This is a genomic window from Streptomyces angustmyceticus (assembly GCF_019933235.1).
GTDB classification, from domain to species: domain Bacteria; phylum Actinomycetota; class Actinomycetes; order Streptomycetales; family Streptomycetaceae; genus Streptomyces; species Streptomyces angustmyceticus.
On the sequence record NZ_CP082945.1, the window covers coordinates 7,040,406 to 7,064,073 of the forward strand.

The 23,668-nt window shown below is 71.1% G+C and carries 20 protein-coding genes and 2 riboswitches; of the genes, 13 read left to right on the top strand and 7 right to left on the bottom strand.

What is annotated here, in order from left to right; translation table 11 throughout:
- Window positions 1-93 precede the first annotated feature (93 nt).
- The 9 genes from K7396_RS31460 to K7396_RS31500 all read left to right on the top strand — a co-directional run bounded on the left by K7396_RS31460 (window position 94) and on the right by K7396_RS31500 (window position 9,651).
- Complete coding sequence (locus K7396_RS31460; RefSeq protein WP_086719137.1) at window positions 94-2,589, top strand: mannose-1-phosphate guanyltransferase; 2,496 nt, start codon at window positions 94-96, stop codon at window positions 2,587-2,589.
- 75 nt (window positions 2,590-2,664) lie between these two features.
- Entirely contained in the window at window positions 2,665-3,597 is a 933-nt protein-coding gene (locus K7396_RS31465) for a DUF881 domain-containing protein (protein WP_174886901.1), read from the top strand.
- Window positions 3,594-3,926, top strand: coding sequence for a small basic family protein (locus K7396_RS31470; protein ID WP_003984969.1), 333 nt, complete (start codon window positions 3,594-3,596; stop codon window positions 3,924-3,926). Before K7396_RS31465 ends, K7396_RS31470 begins: the two co-directional genes overlap by 4 nt.
- A gap of 275 nt (window positions 3,927-4,201) precedes the next feature.
- Window positions 4,202-5,071 carry a DUF881 domain-containing protein gene (locus K7396_RS31475; protein WP_308686902.1) on the top strand — a complete coding sequence of 290 codons (870 nt, stop codon included), beginning with the start codon at window positions 4,202-4,204 and terminating at the stop codon, window positions 5,069-5,071.
- Window positions 5,072-5,189: 118 nt separating this feature from the next.
- On the top strand, window positions 5,190-6,038 hold the full coding sequence (locus tag K7396_RS31480) for an FHA domain-containing protein (RefSeq protein WP_223660438.1): 849 nt from the start codon (window positions 5,190-5,192) through the stop codon (window positions 6,036-6,038).
- 17 nt (window positions 6,039-6,055) lie between these two features.
- Window positions 6,056-6,802 carry a transcriptional regulator FtsR gene (gene ftsR, locus K7396_RS31485; protein ID WP_086719133.1) on the top strand — a complete coding sequence of 249 codons (747 nt, stop codon included), beginning with the start codon at window positions 6,056-6,058 and terminating at the stop codon, window positions 6,800-6,802.
- 56 nt (window positions 6,803-6,858) lie between these two features.
- Complete coding sequence (locus K7396_RS31490) at window positions 6,859-7,332, top strand: bifunctional nuclease family protein (RefSeq protein ID WP_006606439.1); 474 nt, start codon at window positions 6,859-6,861, stop codon at window positions 7,330-7,332.
- A gap of 187 nt (window positions 7,333-7,519) precedes the next feature.
- Window positions 7,520-8,125, top strand: a complete 606-nt coding sequence (locus K7396_RS31495; protein WP_086719132.1) for a MerR family transcriptional regulator — start codon at window positions 7,520-7,522, stop codon at window positions 8,123-8,125.
- 65 nt (window positions 8,126-8,190) lie between these two features.
- Window positions 8,191-9,651, top strand: coding sequence for a DNA polymerase IV (locus K7396_RS31500; protein WP_086719131.1), 1,461 nt, complete (start codon window positions 8,191-8,193; stop codon window positions 9,649-9,651).
- On the opposite strand, the gene K7396_RS31505 is transcribed toward K7396_RS31500, so the two are convergent.
- On the bottom strand, window positions 9,558-9,944 hold the full coding sequence (locus K7396_RS31505) for a PRC-barrel domain-containing protein (RefSeq protein ID WP_170314272.1): 387 nt from the start codon (window positions 9,942-9,944) through the stop codon (window positions 9,558-9,560). The two genes, K7396_RS31500 and K7396_RS31505, sit on opposite strands and share 94 nt — an antisense overlap.
- Window positions 9,945-10,058: 114 nt before the next feature.
- Window positions 10,059-10,156: riboswitch (glycine riboswitch) on the top strand.
- A riboswitch (glycine riboswitch) is annotated at window positions 10,157-10,283 on the top strand.
- Window positions 10,284-10,343: 60 nt separating this feature from the next.
- Between K7396_RS31505 and gcvP the strand changes: the two genes are divergently transcribed.
- Window positions 10,344-13,229: an aminomethyl-transferring glycine dehydrogenase gene (gene gcvP / locus K7396_RS31510; RefSeq protein ID WP_086719129.1), complete on the top strand. Its 2,886-nt coding sequence runs from the start codon at window positions 10,344-10,346 to the stop codon at window positions 13,227-13,229.
- 82 nt (window positions 13,230-13,311) lie between these two features.
- On the opposite strand, the gene K7396_RS31515 is transcribed toward gcvP, so the two are convergent.
- Both K7396_RS31515 and K7396_RS31520 read right to left on the bottom strand, forming a co-directional pair.
- Window positions 13,312-13,506 carry a DUF5999 family protein gene (locus K7396_RS31515; RefSeq protein ID WP_279627945.1) on the bottom strand — a complete coding sequence of 65 codons (195 nt, stop codon included), beginning with the start codon at window positions 13,504-13,506 and terminating at the stop codon, window positions 13,312-13,314.
- Between the two features lie 315 nt (window positions 13,507-13,821).
- On the bottom strand, window positions 13,822-14,406 hold the full coding sequence (locus K7396_RS31520; RefSeq protein WP_086719127.1) for a hypothetical protein: 585 nt from the start codon (window positions 14,404-14,406) through the stop codon (window positions 13,822-13,824).
- 567 nt (window positions 14,407-14,973) lie between these two features.
- Here K7396_RS31520 and K7396_RS31525 point away from each other — a divergent pair.
- Window positions 14,974-16,527 (top strand): glutamate-cysteine ligase family protein, encoded by a 1,554-nt coding sequence (locus K7396_RS31525; protein WP_086719126.1) that lies wholly within the window; start codon window positions 14,974-14,976, stop codon window positions 16,525-16,527.
- A gap of 82 nt (window positions 16,528-16,609) precedes the next feature.
- On the opposite strand, the gene K7396_RS31530 is transcribed toward K7396_RS31525, so the two are convergent.
- Window positions 16,610-18,394: a substrate-binding domain-containing protein gene (locus K7396_RS31530; RefSeq protein ID WP_086719125.1), complete on the bottom strand. Its 1,785-nt coding sequence runs from the start codon at window positions 18,392-18,394 to the stop codon at window positions 16,610-16,612.
- Between the two features lie 193 nt (window positions 18,395-18,587).
- On the opposite strand from K7396_RS31530, the gene K7396_RS31535 reads away from it, so the two are divergent.
- Entirely contained in the window at window positions 18,588-19,403 is an 816-nt protein-coding gene (locus K7396_RS31535) for a CPBP family intramembrane glutamic endopeptidase (protein ID WP_223660257.1), read from the top strand.
- A 70-nt stretch (window positions 19,404-19,473) separates the two neighbouring features.
- On the opposite strand, the gene K7396_RS31540 is transcribed toward K7396_RS31535, so the two are convergent.
- The gene (locus K7396_RS31540) at window positions 19,474-20,295 is read right to left on the bottom strand and encodes a PhzF family phenazine biosynthesis protein (protein WP_086719123.1); all 822 of its coding nucleotides are present in this window, start codon (window positions 20,293-20,295) and stop codon (window positions 19,474-19,476) included.
- Window positions 20,296-20,479: 184 nt separating this feature from the next.
- The gene (locus K7396_RS31545; protein WP_167392790.1) at window positions 20,480-21,295 is read right to left on the bottom strand and encodes a class I SAM-dependent methyltransferase; all 816 of its coding nucleotides are present in this window, start codon (window positions 21,293-21,295) and stop codon (window positions 20,480-20,482) included.
- An 889-nt stretch (window positions 21,296-22,184) separates the two neighbouring features.
- Between K7396_RS31545 and K7396_RS31555 the strand changes: the two genes are divergently transcribed.
- Window positions 22,185-22,811 (top strand): PadR family transcriptional regulator, encoded by a 627-nt coding sequence (locus K7396_RS31555; RefSeq protein WP_086719120.1) that lies wholly within the window; start codon window positions 22,185-22,187, stop codon window positions 22,809-22,811.
- A gap of 134 nt (window positions 22,812-22,945) precedes the next feature.
- Here K7396_RS31555 and K7396_RS31560 read toward each other — a convergent pair whose 3' ends face one another.
- On the bottom strand, window positions 22,946-23,374 hold the full coding sequence (locus tag K7396_RS31560) for a type II toxin-antitoxin system Rv0910 family toxin (RefSeq protein ID WP_086719119.1): 429 nt from the start codon (window positions 23,372-23,374) through the stop codon (window positions 22,946-22,948).
- Between the last annotated feature and the right edge of the window lie 294 nt (window positions 23,375-23,668).

Consider the following 23,668-nt stretch of genomic DNA (forward strand, 5'->3'; position numbering starts at 1 on the left):
GGCGCCCGTACGTACATGAGAACAGGAACAGCGGGCGCTTTGGACAAGTGAAGTCGGCAAGACCGTCGTCTCTTAGAGGAGGACGCTTCCGACATGAAGGCCGTTGTGATGGCCGGCGGCGAAGGAACACGCCTTCGCCCCATGACGTCCAGTATGCCCAAGCCTCTGCTTCCGGTCGCCAACAGGCCGATCATGGAGCATGTACTCAGGCTGCTGAAACGGCATGGTCTCAATGAGACCGTCGTGACCGTGCAATTCCTTGCCTCGCTCGTGAAGAACTATTTCGGCGACGGCGAAGAGCTCGGGATGGAGCTCACCTACGCCAATGAGGAAAAGCCACTCGGTACCGCGGGCAGCGTGAAGAACGCCGAGGAAGCCCTCAAGGACGACGCCTTCCTCGTCATCTCCGGTGACGCCCTCACCGATTTCGACCTCACCGATCTGATCAGGTTCCACAAGGAGAAGGGTGCCCTGGTCACCGTCTGCCTGACGCGGGTCCCCAACCCGCTCGAGTTCGGCATCACCATCGTCGACGAGGCCGGCAAGGTCGAACGTTTCCTGGAAAAGCCCACCTGGGGCCAGGTCTTCTCGGACACCGTCAACACCGGCATCTACGTCATGGAGCCGGAGGTCTTCGACTACTTCGAGCCCGATGTGCCCGTCGACTGGTCGGGCGATGTCTTCCCGCAGCTCATGAAGGAAGGCAAGCCGATCTACGGCTATATCGCCGAGGGCTACTGGGAGGACGTCGGCACGCACGAGAGCTATGTGAAGGCCCAGGCCGATGTCCTCGAGGGCAAGGTCGATGTGGAAATCGACGGCTTCGAGATCTCGCCGGGCGTATGGGTCGCAGAGGGCGCCGACGTCCACCCCGATGCCGAGCTCCGCGGGCCGTTGTACATCGGTGACTACGCCAAGATCGAAGCGGATGCCGAGATTCGGGAGCACACCGTCGTCGGCTCCAATGTCGTCGTCAAGAGCGGGGCGTTCCTGCACCGGGCGGTGGTGCACGACAACGTCTACATCGGGCAGCAGAGCAATCTGCGCGGCTGCGTGATCGGCAAGAACACCGACATCATGCGGGCCGCCCGGATCGAGGACGGCGCGGTCATCGGCGACGAGTGCCTCATCGGTGAAGAATCGATCGTGCAGGGCAATGTGCGGGTCTACCCGTTCAAGACCATCGAGGCCGGCGCCTTCGTCAACACGTCGGTGATCTGGGAGTCCCGGGGCCAGGCCCATCTGTTCGGCGCCCGCGGCGTCTCCGGGATCCTCAACGTCGAGATCACCCCGGAACTCGCCGTAAGGCTCGCGGGCGCGTATGCCACCACGCTCAAGAAGGGCTCCACGGTCACCACCGCGCGAGACCACTCCCGCGGCGCCCGGGCGCTCAAACGCGCCGTGATCTCCGCGCTGCAGGCCAGCGCCATCGACGTCCGCGACCTGGAGAACGTCCCACTGCCCGTTGCCCGCCAGCAGACCGCGCGCGGAAGCGCCGGCGGCATCATGATCCGGACGACGCCGGGCGTGCCGGACTCCGTCGACATCATGTTCTTCGACGAGCGGGGCGCCGACCTCTCGCAGGCCGGCCAGCGCAAGCTCGACCGGGTCTTCGCCCGCCAGGAGTACCGTCGCGCCTTCCCCGGCGAGATCGGTGATCTGATCTTCCCGGCCAGTGTCTTCGACTCCTATACGGGGTCGCTGCTGCGGGCCGTGGACATCACAGGCATCAGCGAGTCCGGACTGAAGGTCGTCGTGGACGCCTCGAACGGCAGCGCGGGCCTGGTCCTGCCCAGCCTGCTCGGGCGGCTCGGGGTGGACTCCCTGACCATCAATCCCGGGCTCGACGAGTCCCGGCCGACCGAGACGGCCGACGCGCGGCGCTCCGGACTCGTGCGGCTCGGCGAGATCGTGGCCTCGGCGCGGGCCGCCTTCGGCGTGCGCTTCGACCCCGTGGGCGAACGCCTCTCCCTGGTGGACGAGCGCGGCCGGATCATCGAGGACGACCGTGCGCTGCTGGTCATGCTGGACCTGGTGGCGGCGGAGCGGCGCACCGGGCGGGTGGCCCTTCCGGTCACCACGACCCGGATCGCCGAGCAGGTGGCGGCGTACCACGGGACGCAGGTGGAGTGGACGACGACCTCGCCCGACGACCTGACCCGGGTGGGACGCGAGGACGCCACCATCTTCGGCGGGGACGGCAGGGGCGGCTTCCTCATCCCCGAGTTCAGCAGCGTCTTCGACGGTGCCGCCGCCTTCGTCCGGCTGATCGGGCTGGTGGCCCGCACCCAGCTCACGCTGAGCCAGATCGACGCGCGCATCCCGCGGGCGCACGTCCAGCGCCGTGACCTGGCCACCCCCTGGGCGGTGAAGGGGCTGGTCATGCGGCATGTCGTCGAGGCGGCCGGTGACCGGGACGTGGACACCACCGACGGCGTACGGGTCGTGGAGCCCGACGGCCGCTGGGTGCTGGTGCTCCCCGACCCCGCCGAGGCGGTCACCCACCTGTGGGCGGAAGGGCCCGACGACGCCTCCGCCCTGCAGCTGCTGGACGAGTGGTCCGCGGTGGTGGACAGCGCGGGACGCTGACCGGGACCCCACCGGCGGGCCGTGGATCGGCGCGCCGGTGGGGCCATTGGGAGACCGCGCGGCCGACGTGCGACGATGTGCGGCATGTCGCAGCAGCGCCCCGATCGGAGCAACACGAAGACCTCGGCCGCGCGCCCCGACGCGTCCATGTCGCTGCTGACCAATGTGATGGATCACAGCCTCGACGACGGATACGCCGAGGCCGCCGCCCGGAAGTCGGAAACCGGTGTGCGCGGTCTGCCGCGTACCCTGCGGGCCAAGTTGGGCCTCGCCGCCGGTCTGGTGCTCGCCGCTCTCGTGGTGACGGTGGGGGCGGCGCAGGCGCGGATTGCGGCACCGACGCTCGCCAAGGAGCGCGAGGAGCTGATCAACCGCATCCAGAAGGGCACCGGTGAGGCGGACCGGCAGCAGCAGCGGGTCGACGCGCTCCGGGACGACGTCAGCAGGATGCAGCGCGAGGCGCTGAAGCAGCACGGCAGCGACAAGGCCGAGCTGCTGGGGCTGCTGTCCGGTTCGACCCAGGTCTCCGGGCCCGGCGTGAAACTCGTCGTGGACGATGCCAAGGACGCGGAGTCCAGCGGCGGCGGACCGCGCGAGAGCAGTGGGTTTTCGGACACGGGGCGGGTGCGCGACAGAGACATGCAGCGCGTCGTCAACGGGCTGTGGGCGTCGGGTGCGGAGGCCATCTCCGTCAATGGACAGCGGCTTACGTCACTCTCGGCGATCAGAGCCGCAGGAGACGCCATACTGGTCGACAACAAGCCACTGGTGCCGCCTTATACGGTGCTGGCGGTGGGGGACGGGCAGAGGCTGAGCACCGCTTTCCAGGACAGCGCCGACGGCCAGTACCTGCATGTGCTGCAGGAGAACTACGGCGTGCGCACCCGGATTTCCGTGGAGCACGAGGTCACGCTGACGCCCGCGCCCAGTTTGATCGTACGTACCGCAAAGCCGCAGGCCGGTGCCGCCAAGGCGGACGGCACCGACATAGGGAAGGGCACATCGTGATCGCCGTATTGGGCCTCATCGTGGGAGTCGTGGTCGGGCTTGTCGTCCGACCCGTGGTGCCGACGGTGGTCGAGCCCTACTTGCCGATCGCTGTCGTCGCGGCGCTGGACGCCGTGTTCGGTGGTCTGCGCGCGATGCTGGACGGCATCTTCGACGACAAGGTCTTCGTGGTCTCCTTCCTCTCGAATGTCGTCGTCGCCGCGCTGATCGTCTTCCTCGGCGACAAGTTGGGCGTCGGCGCCCAACTCTCCACGGGTGTCGTCGTGGTGCTGGGCATCCGGATCTTCTCCAACGCCGCCGCCATCCGTCGGCACGTCTTCCGGGCGTGAGGCCGATGCCGACGGAGGAGACCCCGGAGCCCGGGAAGAAGCAGGTACAGGCGGAGCAGACAGGGCGGCCGGAGCGGCCGACGTGGCCGCAGCCGGCGGATCGGCCGGAGTCCGCCACGCAGCCGGAGCGCCCCCGGCCCGAGCAGGAGCCGGAAGGAAAGCCCGAACTGGAGCCGGTGCCGAGACCGGAGTCGGAACCGGCGTCGAAGTCGGCACCGGCTCGGGAGCGGGAGCCGGAAGCCGAGTCGGACAGCGGCCCGGCGAGCCGGCGGCCGATGCCGCCCGAGAGCGCGAGTACCCAGGAGTGGGCCGAGGCCGAGGAAGAGACCGAGCCCCACGAACCGGACAGTGCTGGACACAAGGCCGACAAAGGGGCAGACTCCTCGACTCCGGAGGCGGTTGCCGACGGGAGCGCACAGGGCCCGAAGAGCGGCCGGGAGCGGCTGGTGGCGAGCCTGTGGCCGCCGCGGCTGACCCGGGCTCAACTGATCGTTGCGTTGCTCCTGTTCATTCTCGGCCTCGGCCTGGCGATTCAGGTACGTTCCACAAGTGACAGCAGTGCTCTGCGGGGTGCGCGTCAGGAGGACTTGGTGCGCATTCTGGACGAGCTGGACAACCGCTCCCAGCGGTTGACCGACGAACAGCGGCGCCTGGAAGGGCAGAAGACCGAGTTGGCGAACAGCTCGGACCAGGCCGAGGAGGCCCGTAAGCAGACCGTGGAGAAGGAACAGCAGCTGGGCGTGCTGGCCGGGACCGTCGCGGCGCAAGGGCCCGGCATCACCCTGACCATCGACGACCCGGCGCACTCCGTCGAGGCGGACAAGCTGCTGGACACCATCCAGGAGCTGCGGGCGGCCGGCGCCGAGGCCATCCAGGTCAATGACGTCCGGGTCGTCGCGAACACCTCTCTGTCGGATGTCAGGGGCGGCGTGGGGATCGACGGGAAGCGGGTCGTGCAGCCGTACCGTTTCAAGGTCATCGGTAAGCCGGAGGATCTGGAACCGGCGCTGAACATCCCCGGCGGAGTGGTCCAGACTCTGGAAAAGGAGCAGGCCAAGGTGTCTGTGACCCGTGAGAAGAAGATCATTGTGGACGCCTTGCGAGAGGCGAAGCGGCCTGACTACGCTCGGTCGTCATCGCAGTGAGGCGTACAGGTATGTCGAGTGCCCGACGAGGGCATGAGGTAGCGGGGGGTCGACGCATCGTGCGTGTGGTGTGTGGTGGAAACTGTCTGAAGGCCACGGACGTTCACAGGATGTCCGGATCGGCCGGTGTGTGCATCGAGGGTTCGTCCTGCCCCACGGGCGGGTCTATGTCGTTCAAGGGGAATCGCCCGTGAAGTTGTTTGGAAAGCTGTTCGGCAAGAGCGCCCGCCAGGATGGCGACAGCGGCTCCGCGCGGCACCGTGCGTCGGGAAGGCCCGACGAGAGCGGTTCCGCCGAGGACCGTCCGCTCTTCCGTGACGAGGTCAGCGGTCCGTCCGGGGGGTACGGCGCGGGTTCTGTTGACCCCTCCGGTGCCGGCCGCATAGGTTCCCAGGAACCATCAGCCGCAAGCACGGGTGGAGGGTCGGCCTTGCCGGTTTGTACGAGGTGTGGGAACCGGAATGCCGAGGCGAGCCGGTTCTGTTCCAACTGCGGAGCGCCCCTTCGCGCGGGCGCCCAGCCCGAGCGGGCGTCCGAGACGACCTCCACGATCTCCATTTCGGGGCTGGAGGCCTACGACTCGGAGGCGACCGGCCAGAACCTGGCGCCGTCGCTGTCCCCGGAGGCCCAGGCGGCCGTCGACGCCCTTCCGTTGGGATCGGCTCTGCTGGTCGTCCGGCGGGGTCCGAACTCGGGCAGCCGCTTCCTCCTGGACAGCGAGCTGACGACGGCCGGCCGGCACCCGCAGGGCGACATCTTCCTCGACGACGTGACGGTCTCGCGCCGTCACGTGGAGTTCCGCCGGGGCTCCGACGGTCTCTTCACGGTCTCCGACGTCGGCAGCCTCAACGGCACCTACGTCAACCGTGAGCGGATCGACTCCGTCACCCTCGCCACCGGCGACGAGGTCCAGATCGGCAAGTTCCGCCTGGTCTTCTACGCGAGCCAGCGAGGCGCCGGTATCTGACCGGCCGGGGAAGGCATATGCGCGATACACCGAAAGGCGGCGCCGGGTTCCCCGGCGCCGCCTCCTCGGACGGCAAGCCGGTGAGCATCGGCACGGTGCTCACCCAGCTGCGCGAGGAGTTCCCCGAGGTCACCATCTCCAAGATTCGCTTCCTGGAGGCCGAGGGGCTGGTCGAGCCGAAGCGCACGCCTTCCGGATACCGCAAATTCACGCCGCAGGACGTCGAGCGCCTGGCGGCCGTCCTGCGGATGCAGCGGGACCACTATCTGCCGCTCAAGGTCATCAGGGAGCATCTGGACGCCCTGGAGCGCGGTGAGCGGGTGCCGCTGCCGGCTCCGGCCACGCCCTCCCGTGATCTCGTCGAAGGCGTGCACGACCCCGGTGAGGAGCGTCCTACGGCTGCCCGCATCGGCCGGGCCGAGCTGCTGGCCGCCGCGGAGGTGGACGAGGCGGCGCTCGCCGACTGGGAGTCCTACGGGCTCATCGTCCCTCACGCGGAGGGCGGATACGACATCGAGGCCGTCACGATCGCCAAGCTCGTCGCGGACCTGGGCCGCTTCGGTCTGGAGCCACGGCACCTGCGTGCCGTGAAGGCGGCCGCCGAGCGCGAGGCGGGCCTGGTCGAGCAGGTCGTTGCACCCCTTCGGCGGCACCGTAACCCGCAGACCAGGGCCCATGCCGAAGCCACCGCCAGGGAGCTGGCAACGCTGTCCGTACGGCTGCACGCGGCGCTGGTGCAGAGTGCTTTGCGGGTCCGCCTTTAGCGAGCAAACGAGTGCCCGACTACCCAAACCGGCCGGGCACGTCCTAGGGTTGCTGTGTGAACGAGCTCGACGTCGTGGGTGTCCGGGTGGAAATGCCTTCCAGCCAACCGATCGTGCTCCTGCGGGAGGTGGGAGGCGACCGCTACTTGCCCATTTGGATCGGGCCAGGGGAGGCCACTGCCATCGCCTTCGCCCAGCAGGGCATGGTCCCTGCCAGGCCGCTGACGCACGACCTTTTCAAGGATGTGCTGGAAGCGGTGGGCCAGGAACTGACGCAGGTCCGCATCACGGATCTGCGCGAGGGGGTTTTCTATGCCGAACTCGTCTTCGCGAGCGGAGTCGAGGTCAGTGCGCGTCCGTCCGACGCCATAGCGCTGGCGCTGCGCACCGGAACGCCGATCTTCGGTACCGACGGTGTGCTGGACGACGCGGGGATCGCCATCCCGGACGAGCAGGAGGACGAGGTGGAGAAGTTCCGCGAGTTCCTCGACCAGATCTCGCCCGAGGACTTCGGTACCAACAGCCAGTAATACCGGCCAGACGAACCGCCTGTTTCCGGTCAAACACTTAGCCGTTCCCCGTGCGAGGTCACGAGAAACCACTCGTAGGGTGATTATCACTCGGCGTGGCGAGCGCGGCGATCGTTGACGCACCCCGAGTGACTGCATACCGTCGATGTGGCAGGTCCCGTCCGGGACGTGGAGGACGGAGGGCGGCGTGGCAATCACCGGCGACGGTATGGCGGCGGAAGGGGCGTTGCCGCTCCACTCGGGCGCAGCAGCGAACCCTGCCCCGGCACCGGCCGCGGCGGTGTCGGGGGACTGCGAGGCGCAGAACATCGGCTATCGCGGCCCGACCGCCTGTGCGGCAGCGGGCATCACCTACCGGCAGCTCGACTACTGGGCGCGTACGGGCCTGGTGGAGCCGAGTATCCGGCCTGCGTACGGCTCCGGCACCCAGCGGCTCTACAGCTTCCGGGACGTCGTGGTCCTGAAGATCGTCAAGAGGCTGCTGGACACCGGGGTGTCGCTGCAGAACATCCGCACCGCGGTCCAGCACCTCCGGGCGCGCGGGCTGGCGGATCTGACCCGGATGACGCTCATGAGCGACGGCGCGACGGTCTACGAGTGCACCTCGCCCGACCAGGTCGTGGACCTGCTCCAGGGCGGCCAGGGCGTCTTCGGCATCGCTGTGGGCGTGGTGTGGCGGGACGTGGAGGGCGCGCTGTCACAGCTCCACGGGGAGCGTGTGGACACCGGCGAGACCCTCATCGGGAAGAACCCGCACGACGAACTGGCGCGGCGGCGCAACCGGGCGGGCTGAGTCCCGGCGGCCGCACCGGACCGGCACGGGGCCGATTGTCAGTGGCATGGGGCAGCATCGGAGATGTGAGACCCGCGCCGACGATCCTGCATCTCGACATGGATGCGTTCTTCGCGGCCGCCGAGCAGGCGGCCAAGCCGAGCCTCCGCGGCAAGCCCGTGGTGGTCGGCGGGATCGGCGTGCGCGGGGTGGTCTCCACGGCGTCGTACGAAGCCCGGGTGTTCGGTGTCCGCTCCGCGATGCCGACGGCCCAGGCGCGTCGGCTGTGCCCCAACGCCGCTTATCTCGCCCCGCGCTTCTCCTTGTACCGCCAGGTGAGTGAGGTGGTGATGGAGCTGCTGCACGCGCTGTCGCCGCTGGTGGAGCCGCTGAGTCTGGACGAGGCGTTCGTCGACCTGGAGGCGGGCGGGGTGCCGCCGCGAACGGCCGCGGCGCGGGCGGTGGGCGAGCAGCTGCGCCGTGACATCCGGTCCGCCACGGGTCTGACCGGCTCGGTGGGGCTGGCCGGCGCCAAGATGCTGGCGAAGATCGCGTCCGAGGCGGCCAAGCCGAACGGTCTGGTGGTGATCGAGCCCGGTACCGAGCGCGAGCTGCTGGGGCCGATGACGGTGCGGACGCTGCCGGGGGTGGGGCCCGCGACGGCCGAGACGCTGCGCCGGGCCGGGATCCACACCGTCGCGGAGACCGCGGAGGCCGGTGAGGCCGAGCTGGTGCGGCTGCTGGGCAGGGCGCACGGCGCCGGGCTGTACACGATGGCGCTGGGCCGCGACGACCGGCCGGTGGTGGCCGAGCGGGATGCGAAGTCCATCTCGGTCGAGGACACCTTCGAGGTGGATCTGACCGACCGGACGCGGGTGCGCGGCGAGGTGCTGCGGCTGGCCGACCGCTGCGTACAGCGGCTGCGGGCCGCCGGGCGCTCGGGGCGGACGGTGGTCATCAAGGTGCGCAACTACGACTTCTCGACGCTGACCCGCTCCGAGACGCTGCGCGGGCCGACCGACGACCCCGCGGTGATACGGGAGGCCGCTGTGCGGCTGCTGGAGACGGTGGACACCACCGGCGGGGTGCGGCTGCTGGGCGTGGGGGTCAGCGGGCTGGCCGACTTCACGCAGGAGGACCTGTTCGCCCAGGCGGCGACGGAGCGCGAGGCGGAGGAGGCCGAGAGGGCCGCGAAGGCGGCGGCGGAGCTGTCCGGTGGCGGGGCGGCGGCGCCGGAGGCCGAGGAGCGGCCGCGGCGCTGGGATCCGGGACGGGATGTGCTGCACGACGAGTACGGCGCGGGCTGGGTGCAGGGGAGCGGGGTGGGCAGGGTGACCGTACGCTTCGAAACGCCGTGGTCCGCACCGGGGAGGGTGCGGACCTTTGCTGTCGAGGATCCGGCACTGCGGCCGGGGGAGCCCCTGCCGCTGGTGGGCGGGGGGCCGGCGGACGGTCAGTCGTCCGAGCCGGCGATCTTGCCGAAGTCCTGGTCACCGGAGCCGGGGGAGGACACCGGGTCGGTCGGCGAGGAGATATCCAGTCGGTAGTGGTGGTAGAGCTGGAGTTCCTGCTCGGGGGAGAGATGGCGGCCGACGCCGAAGTCCGGCGCATCCTTGATCAGCTTGCGGTCGTAGGGGATGTGCAGCCCCTCGCCGACCATCTTGCTGGGTTCGAGGGGGACGAACGCGTCCCGGCTGAAGAGTCCGGTACGCACGGCCGCCCACTCCGGTTCCCCCGTCGCGTCGTCGAGGTAGACCTCGTCGATCGTGCCTATTTTGGCGCCATTACGGTCGAACGCTTTGCGGCCGATCAGGCTCCGGGGATCGATATCGGTTTGCACGGCCCCTCCAATTGGTCGCAACTGCCCTCTGACAACTACCAAACGGCACATTTCATGCCCTGGCCACTCGAAGGATCCTTCGAGTGCCGCGCTGGTAGGCTGGCCAATGGCCGCAGACCCCGTGCGGGAGAGTCCCTGATCGTTCGCGTTCAGGGCGCCGAAGGAGCAAATCCTCCCCGGAATCTCTCAGGCACACGTACCGCGTGGGCGAGGTCACTCTGGAAAGCAGGGCGGGCCGCGGAAGGCACAGCTCCGGGACCCCTCCTCACCGACGGTGAAAGCCGGGCCGCCTCGTGCGGGCCGGTGAAGCTCTCAGGTTGAGATGACAGAGGGGGAGGCCGTCCGGGCACCCGCGCCGTGGTGCCCCTCGTAGGTCGCGTGACCAGGAGGCCCCCGCAGATGACCACCAATCGCATCTCCTTGACCGAGCTGGAAAGCGGCACTCCCTTCGAGCACCGGCACATCGGTCCCGACCACGAGGCGCAGGCCAAGATGCTCGCGCACATCGGGTTCGGTTCGCTGGACGAGCTCACCGCCACCGCCGTGCCCGATGTGATCAAGAGCGCCGAGGCGCTCGGCCTGCCGCAGGCCCGTACCGAGGCCGAGGTGCTCCAGGAGCTGCACGGTCTCGCGGACCGCAACCAGGTGCTCGCGTCCATGATCGGACTCGGCTACTACGGCACGTTCACCCCGCCGGTGATCCTGCGCAACGTCATGGAGAACCCGGCCTGGTACACGGCGTACACGCCCTACCAGCCGGAGATCTCGCAGGGCCGCCTGGAGGCGCTGCTGAACTTCCAGACGATGGTCGCCGACCTGACCGGCCTGCCCACCTCCGGCTCCTCCCTGCTGGACGAGGGCACCGCGGCCGCCGAGGCGATGGCGCTTTCCCGGCGGGTCGGCAAGGTCAAGCAGGGCGTCTTCCTGGTCGACGCCGACTGTCTGCCGCAGACCATCGCCGTGATCGAGACCCGTGCGGAGCCCACCGGCGTCGAGGTCGTGGTCGCCGACCTGTCGGACGGCATCCCGGCCGAGGTCGCCGAGCGCGGGATCTTCGGTGTGCTGCTGCAGTACCCGGGCGCCTCCGGTGCGGTCCGCGACCCGCGCGCGCTCATCGAGCAGGCCCACGAGCTGGGCGCGGTCGTCACCGTCGCCGCCGACCTGCTCGCCCTGACGCTGCTGACCTCGCCCGGCGAGCTCGGCGCGGACATCGCCGTAGGCACCACCCAGCGCTTCGGCGTCCCGATGGGCTTCGGCGGGCCGCACGCCGGCTTCATGGCCGTCCGCGACCAGTTCGCCCGCAGCCTGCCGGGACGCCTGGTCGGCGTCTCCGTCGACGCCGACGGCAACAAGGCCTACCGCCTCGCGCTGCAGACCCGCGAGCAGCACATCCGCCGGGAGAAGGCCACCAGCAACATCTGCACCGCGCAGGTGCTGCTCGCCGTCATGGCCGGCATGTACGCGGTCTACCACGGCCCCGAGGGTCTGCGGACCATCGCCCGGCGCACCCACCGCTACGCCGCGGTCCTCGCCGAGGGCCTGCGGGCCGGCGGGGTCGAGATCGTGCACGACGCGTACTTCGACACGCTGACCGCGCGGGTGCCCGGCCGGGCCGCCGAGGTCGTCGCCGCCGCCCGCGAGGCCGGGGTCAACCTCCGGCAGGTCGACGCCGACCTCGTCGGCATCGCGTGCGACGAGACCACCGGACGGGCGCAGCTGGCCGGCGTCTGGGGCGCCTTCGGGGTGCACGGCGACGTCGAGCAGCTGGACGCGGCCGCCGCCGAGGCGCTGCCCGAGGCCCTGCGGCGCAGCGACGACTACCTCGCCCACCCGGTCTTCCACCAGTACCGCTCCGAGACCGCGATGCTGCGCTACCTGCGCACCCTCGCGGACAAGGACTACGCGCTGGACCGCGGCATGATCCCGCTCGGCTCCTGCACCATGAAGCTGAACGCGACCACCGAGATGGAGCCGGTCACCTGGCCCGCGTTCGGCCAGCTGCACCCCTTCGCGCCGGCCGCCCAGGCCCAGGGCTACCTCACGCTGATCCAGGAGCTGGAGGAGCGGCTGGCCACCGTCACCGGCTACGACAAGGTCTCCATCCAGCCCAACGCCGGATCGCAGGGCGAGCTGGCCGGTCTGCTGGCGGTGCGTGCCTACCACCGTGCCAACGGCGACGAGCAGCGCACGGTCTGCCTGATCCCGTCCTCCGCGCACGGCACCAACGCCGCCAGCGCGGTGATGGCCGGGATGAAGGTCGTCGTCGTCAAGACCGGCGAGGACGGCGAGGTCGACGCCGACGACCTGCACGCCAAGATCGAGAAGCACCGTGACGAGCTCGCGGTCCTGATGGTCACCTACCCCTCGACGCACGGCGTGTTCGAGGAGCACATCACCGAGATCTGCGCGGCGGTGCACGACGCCGGCGGCCAGGTCTATGTCGACGGCGCCAACCTCAACGCCCTGGTCGGCCTCGCCGAGCCCGGCAAGTTCGGTGGCGACGTCTCGCACCTCAACCTGCACAAGACGTTCTGCATCCCGCACGGCGGCGGTGGCCCGGGTGTCGGCCCGGTCGGCGTGCGCGCCCACCTGGCGCCGTACCTGCCCAACCACCCGCTGCAGCCGGGCGCGGGCCCCGAGACGGGCGTGGGCCCGATCTCCGCCGCCCCCTGGGGCTCGGCCGGCATCCTGCCGATCTCCTGGGCGTACGTCCGCCTGATGGGCGGCGAGGGCCTCAAGCGCGCCACCCAGGTGGCGGTGCTGAGCGCCAACTACATCGCCAAGCGCCTGGAGCCGCACTACCCGGTGCTCTACACCGGCCCCGGCGGCCTGGTCGCCCACGAGTGCATCATCGACGTCCGGCCGCTGACCAAGGCGACCGGCGTGAGCATCGACGACGTCGCCAAGCGGCTCATCGACTACGGCTTCCACGCGCCGACGATGTCGTTCCCGGTGGCCGGCACGCTGATGATCGAGCCGACCGAGAGCGAGGACCTCGGCGAGCTGGACCGGTTCTGCGACGCGATGATCGCCATCCGTGCGGAAATCGAGAAGGTCGGCACGGGGGAGTGGGACAAGGACGACAACCCGCTGCGCAACGCCCCGCACACCGCGGCCGCGCTCGGTGGCGACTGGTCGCACCCGTACACCCGCGAGGAGGCGGTCTTCCCGTCCGGCGTCGAGGCCGCGGAGAAGTACTGGCCGCCGGTGCGCCGGATCGACGGTGCCTTCGGCGACCGTAACCTCGTCTGCTCCTGCCCGCCGCTGGACGCCTACGACAACTGAGTCACGGCAGCGGACCCACCGCAACAGTCAAGGGCCCTCGGCAGATCTGCCGGGGGCCCTGTGGTGCGTGCCGCGCTCGGGGTCAGGCGGCGGCGGTGGCGCGAGCGCGGTGCGGGGCGATGACCTGCCCGTCCGGCAGCAGCTCGCCGGTGTCCTCGAAGAGCAGGACGCCGTTGCAGAGCAGGCTCCAGCCCTGTTCCGGGTGGTGCGCCACCAGGTGGGCGGCCTCCCGGTCGGAGGAGTCAGCTGACGGGCATGGCGGTTGGTGCTGGCACATGGAAGTTGTCTTTCGCTGCGGTGTGGTGAACGTCGTCGTGCGGCTCGATGAGGTGTTCATGGCCGCTCCCCCGTTTCGGTCGGTGGGTCCCAGTGTTGCCCCACGGAGAGGATTCCGCAGGGATTTCGCAGCAGCGGTACTCACTCGATACGGACGCGTCACCCATGCGGGCGGTTGCTCCCAATTGCACTCCTCCCCAAGAGGGTTGGGAGTGGTAACCACGGACTAGCCCGCGTGGGTGAGCGCGACAGAGCGCCCCGTGGCCGGACGGGGCCGCGGGGCATGCTCGTGCGGGAAACGGAGCGGTGCGCCGGTTCAGGCGGGTTCGGCGAGGAGCGGGGTCGCCGGGGTGAGGCGGAGGGTGAGCCGGGGGAGCAGGTCGGCGATGCGCTGCGGACGGTGCGCGGCGATCCCCGGCGGGGCGGGCGCCAGCGGTATCAGCAGGTCACCGGGCGCGGGCAGCCCTTCGGCGCCGTCGGAGGCGGTGTCGTGGTGCAGCCACAGGGTGAGCATGTACAGCTCGGGCACGGACAGCAGCCGCGGCTGGCAGGGCGTGGCGAGTGCCTCGGCCTGCGCCAGGGCCTGCTCGGTCGCGGCGACGTAGGGGCCGCCGCAGAACCGGGCGAAGGCCCAGCCGTCCGCGGTGAGCATCGCCTCGGCGGTCGCCACGGCACGCTCCCCGCCGCGGACCAGGAAACGCCAGCCGGTCAGCCGGGTCTGCGGCATGCCCCCGCTGACGTCGTCCCAGACGTGCACGGGCAGCGCGTGGTCGGGGCTGAGCGGACCCTGATGGGCGCGCAGCGCGGGGACCGGGGCCTCGCGGACCGCGGTGGGCGAGCCGAGAGCGGCGAGCACGCTGCGCAGGGCAGGCGCGGGGGCAGGGGGAAGGTGCAGCGGCATGGTGGGTCGCCTCTCACTTCGGAGACACGGTGGAGCGTGGCAGGTGCAAACGACGCTGTCTGCGTGCGGGGTCAGAGCGTGGCCGGCCGGGGCTGCGGCCCGGCGAGGTCAGTCGCTGTGCCCCCGTGCCGGTGAGCGCACCGGGACGCGGGGCGCCAAGTCTCTGCCTCGTAAGCGGAGTTTATACGACGTATGTTCCGAAAGTGTTTCGGCTACCGGCCTTGCGGATTTCCGGCAAGAGGAAAACCAGACCCTTGCGCGAGGTGCTTTATGACGCTTTGTGCAATGTCTTTACGCCGCCACCTCGCATTGCCGCCGTGGCGCGGTAGGCCGGATCTCGCCGGTGATTCCCGCGACGGAAATGCGGAAGGCCGGCGCCATGGAGATATGCCGATGGCGAGTGCCGGAGGCCGGACCACTTCGAGCCTATCGGTACCGGAGTGCCCGCGCGGCGTTATCGATCAGATTGCCGGGGCATCATCGACCGTAGCGTGAGCCCCGGTGGAGTCGGGGAAGGCCCCAAGCGGCCCGTGGCCGCGGGTCGTTCACTCGAGGAGGGACCCGTCGATGGGGGAGAAGGTCGCCGCGGACGGGATCGACCTGGCGGACCGGGAGCGTTATCGAAGAAAGCTCCACGAGTGTCTCGCGGGATTGCGCAGGCTCCTGGCGGAGGAGCGGTTCGACCGGCCCAAAAACCTCATGGGCCTGGAGATCGAACTCAATCTGGCGGGTGCCGACGGGCTGCCCCGCATGATGAACTCGCAAGTTCTCGAACGCATCGCCAGCTGCGATTTCCAGACCGAACTCGCCCAGTGCAATCTAGAGGTGAACATCCTGCCGCACCGATTGAGCGGCAGCGTCCTGGACCAGCTCGCCGAGGAACTCCGTACGGGACTCGCCTACGCCGAGCGAAAGGCCCGCGAGGTCGCCGCCCGGATCGTGATGATCGGCATTCTGCCCACCCTGCACGCCACCGACCTCACGGCCGCCAGTCTCTCCGAGAACGACCGCTACGTCCTGCTCAACGACCAGATGCGGGCGGCCCGCGGCGAGGACTTCGCCCTCGACATCCGCGGCGTCGAGCACCTGGTCTCCCGCTCGCCCTCCATCGCGCCGGAGGCCGCGTGCACCTCGGTCCAGCTGCACCTGCAGGTGACACCGGGCCGCTTCGCCGCCGTCTGGAACGCGGCACAGGCCATCGCCGCGGTGCAGGTGGCGGTCGGCGCCAACTCGCCGTTCCTCTTCGGCCGTGAACTGTGGCGCGAGTCCCGGCCACCGGTCTTCCAGCAGGCCACCGACACCCGCGCGCCCGAGCTGCAGGCCCAGGGGGTGCGGCCCCGTACCTGGTTCGGGGAGCGCTGGATCGACTCCGCCTACGACCTGTTCGAGGAGAACCTGCGCTACTTCCCGCCGCTGCTGCCGGTCTGCGGACCGCAGGAGCCGCTGCGGGTCCTCGACGAGGGCGGGGCGCCCGACCTCGCCGAACTCGTGCTGCACAACGGCACGATCTACCGCTGGAACCGCCCCGTGTACGCGGTCGCCGACGGCGTCGCACACCTCAGGGTCGAGAACCGCGTGCTGCCGGCCGGACCCACCGTCGCCGACGTCATCGCCAACACGGCGTTCTACTACGGACTGGTGCGCGCGCTGGCCGAGGAGCCGCGCCCCATCTGGTCGCGTCTCCCGTTCGCCGCCGCGGCCCGCAACTTCGACGCCGCCTGCCGGTACGGCATCGACGCCACCCTGGACTGGCCCCGCCCCGGACGGTCCGGCGGGATCGCCGGCATCCCGGCCGTACGGCTGATCCGCGGCGAACTGCTGCCGCTGGCGGCTCGCGGACTGGACGCCTGGGGGGTGGAACCGGCCGACCGCGACCACTACCTCGGCATCATCGAGGAGCGCTGCCGGCGCCGGGTCAACGGCGCGTCCTGGCAGGCCGCGGCGTGCCGGCACGCCCGGCGCCAGGGCCTGGACCGGGATGCCGCGCTCGCCGCGATGACCCGGCGCTACGGCGAGCTGATGCACTCCGGGGAGCCGGTGCACACCTGGCCGGTGGCCTGGCCGGTCGGCGGCCGCGCCGCCGTACGGGAGCCGCAGCGGGCGGCGACCGACGGGGCGTAGCGGGCGGCGACCGACGGGCGGAGCGGAGCGGACGGCGGAGTACGTCCGGTGGGCCGGGAGGCGAAGCGGCCGGCCGGCGCGCTCAGCGCGGACGCGTGCCGCCCGCCGTCATGAGGGCCTTGATGAGCGCCTGGTGGAGCTGCGAGGGGTCGGCGACCCGGTGGGCCGAGCCGCCGGTCGGCGCCACCATGCGCCGCAGGGCCGCGGTGTCGGCCGCCGGGCCGATCGCGAGGGCGATCAGCGGGACCGGCTTTCCGGGGTCGGACAGTCCCTTGAGCTCGTCGACCAGGGCGTCGAGGCCGAGGCCCACGGCGTCGTCGTCGACGCCGTCGGTGACGATGACCAGGGCGTTGAGTTTCCCGCTCGCGTAGGTGGCGCGGGCTTGGCGGTACGCGGCGAGGGTGGTGTCGTACAGGCCGGTGGCGCCGCGCGGCACCGGTGCCAGTGAGCCGAACGCGGCGGTGAGCGCGTCACGGTGGGTGCCGCCGCCCGGGACCCGGTCGCCGAGGCGGCCGGTGGGGGACAGCTCCGCGTAGTCCTTGGTGCCGTCCAGGAGGGTGGCGAACCTCCACAGCCCGATCTCGTCCTCGGGTGTGAAGGTGGCCAGTGCCTGGAGCAGGGAGTTCCTGGTGAGGTCCATCCGCGACCGGCCGTCGCCCGGGACCGGGCCGGCCATCGACGGCGAGGCGTCCACGACCGAGGTGAGCCGGATGTTCTGGACCGTGACCGTCCACCTCCCCATCAGCGCCTGGAGTTCCTTGCCGTTCGGCGGATCGGCGGGGGACGCGGAGTACGGCTGCGGGGCGCGGCCGCCGGCGGCGTCGGTCACCTTCGGGTCCGCCGCGTCGTTCTCGGTCCGGAAGCCGTGCCCGCGCAGCGTGCGCCGGCCCTCGCGCTCGCCGAGCAGTGTCATGAAACGGCTGGCGGCGCGGGCCTGCTCGGGGCTCATCTCGGCCTCGTCGACCAGGGTGTACGGGTAGTCGAGCCGGGCCGGGCCGTCCCGGGGGTAGAACAGGTCGAGACCGGGGCCGCCGCCCGCCGCGGTGTTGTGGGCGTACGCGGCCTGTTCCGACAGCAGCAGCGCCTGGTTGCGGCGCGGATTGTCCCGCTCCGCACGGGAGCCGTTGCGCGGCAGGGTGGCCAGGGCGGGTCCGTCGCCGTCCGCGATCCGCTGGTGGAGCAGCTTGGCGGTCGCGGCGGTGCGGGTGCGGGCCTCGTCGGCGTTGCCGGTGTCCTTGGCGTCGCCGGCGCTGATCCGGGCTAGTGCGAGCAGACCGGTGGCGCTGCGGGCCGGGTCGGCGACGCCCAGGCGCGGAGCGTCGCCGGAGGTCGCCCGCCGGATCAGCCTCGTCCAGGTGTAGGTCGTGCCGGGCCAGCCCAGCGCGGTGGCGGCCGTGGGGACGGCGCCCAGCACGATCGGGGACGAGGCGACGGCGCCCGCGGCGGTCAGCGGGGTGCCGCGCTCCGCCTCGACCCGGTCCACCCACAGGCTCGAATCCGGTATCCATACCTGGAACTCGGGGTCGACCGGCCGCTGCCCGAACGCGTCGGCGAGGTCGTGGGCGGCGCGCGCGGTGACCCTGACGTCCAGACATCTGCCGTCGGTGCGCGTCGCGTCCCGGCGCGCCTGTCCGGCCACCGCTTCGAGCGCCGGGGCGATATCGGGCGAGGCGGCGACATCGAGCCGCGCCGACGGGCCGTCGCACGGCCCGCCGAATGGGAGCATGCCGCTGCGCAGCGCCACCACCGAACCCGCGGCGACGGCCAGGACGAGACCGGTGGCGAGGACGAGGGTGCGGCGGCGGGCACCGGAACGGGCCCCCGTGCGCTCCGGTGCGGAGCCGTCGGGCAAGCTGTGTCGTCCCATTGCGGTAGCGCCTCTCCTTCTCGGAGCTCGATCGGGATTCGATGGGGAGAGGGACGCGCGCCATGTGGATGGCGCCCGTCCCCGGCCTGTCGCGCGCGATCTTCGTACCTGCTGCCGAGACCCTAGCGGGGCGGTGGTGGCGACGAGGCGGTAATGCGGAAGTGGAGGAAGCGTGCAGTCGGATACAAGTCCCGTGGCCGATGCGGACGTTCCGGGGGGCGGGCCCGGACCGGGGACGGGAGCGGCCGGGGAGCCGTCCCGCAGCATCCTGCGGAGCGAGACGCTGATCGTCCTGGCCCTGTCGCTGGGCGCCAGCGCGGTGTCGGCGCTGATCAGCTTCGTCGGGTCGCTCACCAAGCCCGGCGGCCTCAAGCACCAGGCGGCGACGCTCAACGGCTCGCACGCGCCGGGCCGGCCCTGGCTCGATCTCGCCTGGCAGCTCTTCGGAATCGCGACCGCCCTGGTCCCCGTGGTGCTGGTGGCGCATTTCCTGCTGCGTGAACGGGCCGGCGGGCTGCGCGCGATCGGCTTCGACCGGCGGCGGCCCGGCTTCGACCTGAGCCGGGGCGCCGGGCTGGCGGCCGTCATCGGGGGCAGCGGTCTGCTGCTCTATCTGGGCGCGCGGGCGGCCGGATTCAATCTGACGGTGGTTCCCGAGGCGCTGCCCGCGGTGTGGTGGAAGATCCCGGTGCTGATCGCCTCCGCGGTGCAGAACGCTGTCCTGGAAGAGGTCGTCGTCGTCGGGTATCTGCTGCGCAGGCTGGGTCAGTTGGGCTGGTCCCCGATGGCGGCGCTGGCCGCGAGCGCGCTGTTGCGCGGTTCCTACCACCTCTACCAGGGCGTCGGCGGCTTCGTCGGCAACATGGTGATGGGCGTGGTCTTCGTGCTGCTGTACCGGCGGTGGGGGCGGGTCGGGCCGCTGGTCGCCGCGCACGCCCTGATCGACACTGTGGCGTTCGTCGGCTACGCGGTGCTCGCGGGGCACGTGGGGTGGCTGCCGACGGCGTGAGACGGGTGGGGCGCGGGGCACCCGCCGGTGCCTGCCGCGCCTCCCGAAGACGGCTGTTGCCGGGACCGGTTCAGCCGGTGACCAGCAGCTCGCCGTCGATGACCGTGACCGCCGAGCCGGTCAGCAGCGTCCGGTCGCCGCGCAGTTCGGTGCGGACGAAGCCGGTGCGGGCGGCGCCCTGCAGGCCGACGAGCGCGGCACGGCCCAGGCGGGCCGACCAGAAGGGGGCGAGCGCGGTGTGCGCGCTGCCCGTCACCGGGTCCTCGTCGATGCCCACCGCGGGGAAGAAGCAGCGCGAGACGAAGTCGTAGCCGTCCTCGGGGCGGTCGGCGCGCGCGGTGGCGATCACGCCCCGGCCGCCGTGCCCGGCCAGCGCCCGGAGGTCCGGGGACAGCTCCCGTACGGACTTCTCGTCGGCCAGCTCGACCAGGAGGTCCCCGACGTCTGGGCCGGTGTCGTGCGCGGAGCGGATCTCGGTGCCCAGTGCGTCCGCGACGGCCGGCGGGACCTCGACGGGCGTGAGCGGGGCGGTCGGGAAGTCCATGGTGATCGCGCCGTCGGTGTCGGCGGTCGTGGTCAGCACCCCGCTGCGCGTGCGGAAGCGGACCGTACCGGTGGCCGTCCCGGTGGCGTGCAGGACGTGCGCGGTGGCCAAAGTGGCGTGCCCGCACATGTTCACCTCGGCGGCCGGCGTGAGCCAGCGCAGCGCCCAGTCGGCGTCACCGCCCCCGGGCAGCGGGTGCGCGAAGGCGGTCTCGGAGAGGTTGACCTCGGTGGCGACCTGCTGCAGCCAGGCCGTATCGGGAAAGGCGCCGGAGTCGAGGAGCACGACTCCCGCCGGGTTGCCGGTGAACGGACGCTCGCTGAAGGCGTCGACGATACGAATCCTCATGGCCGCGAGCGTAGAGGTGCCACAAAGCCGCAGGCCAAGGCCAATCCGAGGGAATTGGCCACGGAGCGCGGGCGCAGCGGGGCCAAGGGCGGTGCGGAGGGGTCGTGCGCGGGACGTTCCGGGAGTGTCCTGTGACACTGGACCTTGACCGACTGCCGCTGAAGTTTGACCGCCTGGAGGCGCTCTACCGGCGGACCGCCGAGATCAGTCCGCCGGGCCGCTCCTCGCGCTGCGGCGGGGTGCTGATCGGGCGGCCGTAGGCGGCAGCGCGCTCGCGCAGGGTGTGACTGTCGGCCTCCCAGCCGTGCCCGGCCAGCCAGCCCACCGGGTCGTCGGGCATCTCCGAGACCCACATGGACGCCGCCGATCCCGGCTCGGCATCCGCGCCGAAGCGCTCGATCACGCCGCGCGAGCCCAACGTCAGCCCCATCCGACTGCCTGCCGCCGACTGCGCGCTGATCCGGGCCAGCAGCAGCTCCACCGCGTCCTCGGGCAGATAGATCAGCAGTCCCTCGGCGATCCACACGGTCGGCACCGCCGGGTCGTGCCCTGCGGCGGCCAGCGCGCCCGGCCAGTCCTCACGCAGATCCACCGCGACGGTGATCCGCTCGCAGCGTGCGAAGGCCCGCTCCTGGCGCAGCACCGAAGCCTTGAAGTCCAGTGGCGCGGCGGTGTCGACCTCGAACAGTCGGGTGCCCTCCGGCCAGTCGATCCGGAAGGCCCGGCTGTCCATGCCGGCGCCGAGCAGCACGACCTGCCGGACCCCGGACGCGGAGGCCTGCTGCAACAGGTCATCGAGGAACTTCGTCCTGATGACGATGGAGAACGACACGGCCAGTCGGCGGCGGCGCGCGGCCTCGTCATCGGGCAGCGGCGGCGAGGAGGGCCATAGGCCGCCGGCGGTGGCGAAGGCCTGTGCCAGTGGGTCGCGGAACAGCGCGTTCTCCCGCTCGGTCTCCAGCGCCCGAACCCGGGCCACCCCCACCGCCGTGGCCCACACTCCCGACGGCTGCACCCGCTCCTGCTCATCAGTCACCGTGCCAGCCTAGGCGGAGGCCGGCTGCGCCTTCCGCTGCCGGTATGCCTTCTCACGGCAGCGCTGTGAGCATGTCCGGCGTGCTGCTGAGAACATCGGGCCGTCGCAGACCGCGCAGACTCGTGGTCCGGATGGATCAGCCGGGGCTGCCTCGGCTCACCACTTTTCTTCGTGCTTGCGGTAGTCGGCGCGTCGGAAGGCGGATGAACACAGGCGATAGCGCCGTCCGGGCTGGATCTTCAGGCTCTTCCCGCACTCTCTGCAGGGGGCCTTCTGAACTGGAGCCCGCGGATGCCGTTTCCGGTATGCCTTCTCGCGGCACGCCTGGGAACGGCGCAGGGCCTGGCGGCCGATGACGTCGGAGGGCGGTATCTCTGCGTCGCACTCCGGGCAGCGCCTCGTTTCCCGGGTGGCCACCAGCGTCTCCGGGCGCGGCCGGCCGCGGCGGCCAGCCGTGTCCAGCTGGGAAGACCGAGATGTTCGGGCGGTTCGCAGAGGTAGGTCCGCAGGTAGCGGGGCGGAAGATGGTTGGCGTGGGCCAGGCGCCCGATGAAGGACCGGATGCCTTCGCCGGGCCGGGGCCGGACCTGGAAGGGCAGGACGCGGACGTTCTCGTGGGTCATCGGGGACCTGGGCCCGCGGAAGTGAGGCGATCCGGCGGCGACGTCCAGCGGGACGGCCTTCAGCCCGGCTTTGGTGATCTTCTCGGTGCCGTTGAAGAGAGCGTCGATCGCGGCTCCGCGGATCTGTTGGGAGAGGGCGCCGATCATGCCGCCGGTCTTGCTCGGCGAACAGTCCCGATATATCGTTGAGGTATCGCAATAGATCAACGATAGAAAGCGAGGGCGCACTGATGCGTTCCCACGGACACGATCACGGACATGAGCGCCGGCACGAGCACTGCGGACCCGGCGGATACGGCGGACGGGGCGACTTCCCGGGCGGCCGGGAGCGGCTGCGCGCGGCCTTCGGCCCGTTCGGCCCGCCCTTCGGGGGCCCGCCGTTCGGCGGCGGCCGGGGGCGCGGCGGACCGCGCGGCCGGGCGCGGCGCGGCGATGTGCGCGCCTCGATCCTGGCGCTGCTCAAGGACCGGCCGATGCACGGCTACGAGATGATCCAGGAGATCGCCGAGCGCAGCGGCGGGGCGTGGAAGCCCAGCCCCGGTTCGGTCTATCCGACCCTGCAGCTCCTGGAGGATGAGGGGCTGATCGCCAGCGCCAGTGAGGGCGGCAAGAAGCTGTTCTCGCTGACCGACGCCGGCCGCGCCGAGGCCGAGAGCGGTTCGGACGCTCCCTGGGAGGAGGCCGGCCGCGGCGTCGACTGGGAGGCGATGAACGAGATCCGCAAGGCGGGCGGCGGCCTGGTCGAGGCGTTCCGTCAGGTGTGGGCCACGGGTACTCCCGAACAGCGGGAGAAGGCCATGGCGGTGGTCAACAAGGCGCGCAAGGAGCTGTATCTGATCCTTGCCGAGGAGGACTGAGCAGAGGCTTCGGGGGGCGAGCGGGGGCTTCGGGGGTGCTTCTCCCGGAGCCCCGGGGTCCCGGCGGTGAAGGCCGGGGGCGCGCCGGGATCGGGAGCCGCGGGTTCGGGGGCGGCTGCCGAGCGGCCGGAGGGTCAGGTGGCCAGGGCGGCGAGTTTGCGCAGCGACTCGTTCAGCGCGGCGCCCGCCGAGTCCTTGAGCTTGCCGGCCATCAGGGAGACCGCGGCGCCGGTGAACGTCCCGTCGATCCGTACGTCCGTCGCCCCGCCGTCCGGTGTGAGCGCGTAGCGCATCCCCAGGCTGACGCCCATCGGGCCCTTGCCCTGGATGTCGAGCAGCCGGCCCGGCTCCAGCTCCCGCACGGTCCAGACGACCTCCGCGGGAAAGCCCATCAGCTTCATGTTCTCCTCGTAGGCCGCGCCGACCTCGAGCGATTCGGGGCCGCCTTTGGGGAAGGCGGTGTGGGTGGCGTTCCACTCCCCGTAGGAGTCGAAGTCGGTGAGCCGGTCCCAGAGCTTCTCGGCCGGTGCGTCGACGCGGGCCTGCGCGGTGACTTCGGCCATGCGATCACCCCTTCGGTGGCGGTCCCTGGCTGGTGCCGCGGAACGTAGCCCCGCGGGGGTGAAGGTTCAATACCGATGACCGACTCATTCTGATGATGCGTCAGGTTCCTGGTGAGGGGGCCGGTGGGTCGCCGGGTGAGGTGCGCGGGGGCGGCCACGACGGCCGCCCCCGGTCCGTGTCCGGCCTCCTCGGCGGCCCGCCCCGGGGTCGTATGTCCGGCCTCCACGATTCCCCCGCATCTCCTCCCCAGGGATGAGATCGCGTGCGGCCGTGCCCAACCATCGTGGGAGACG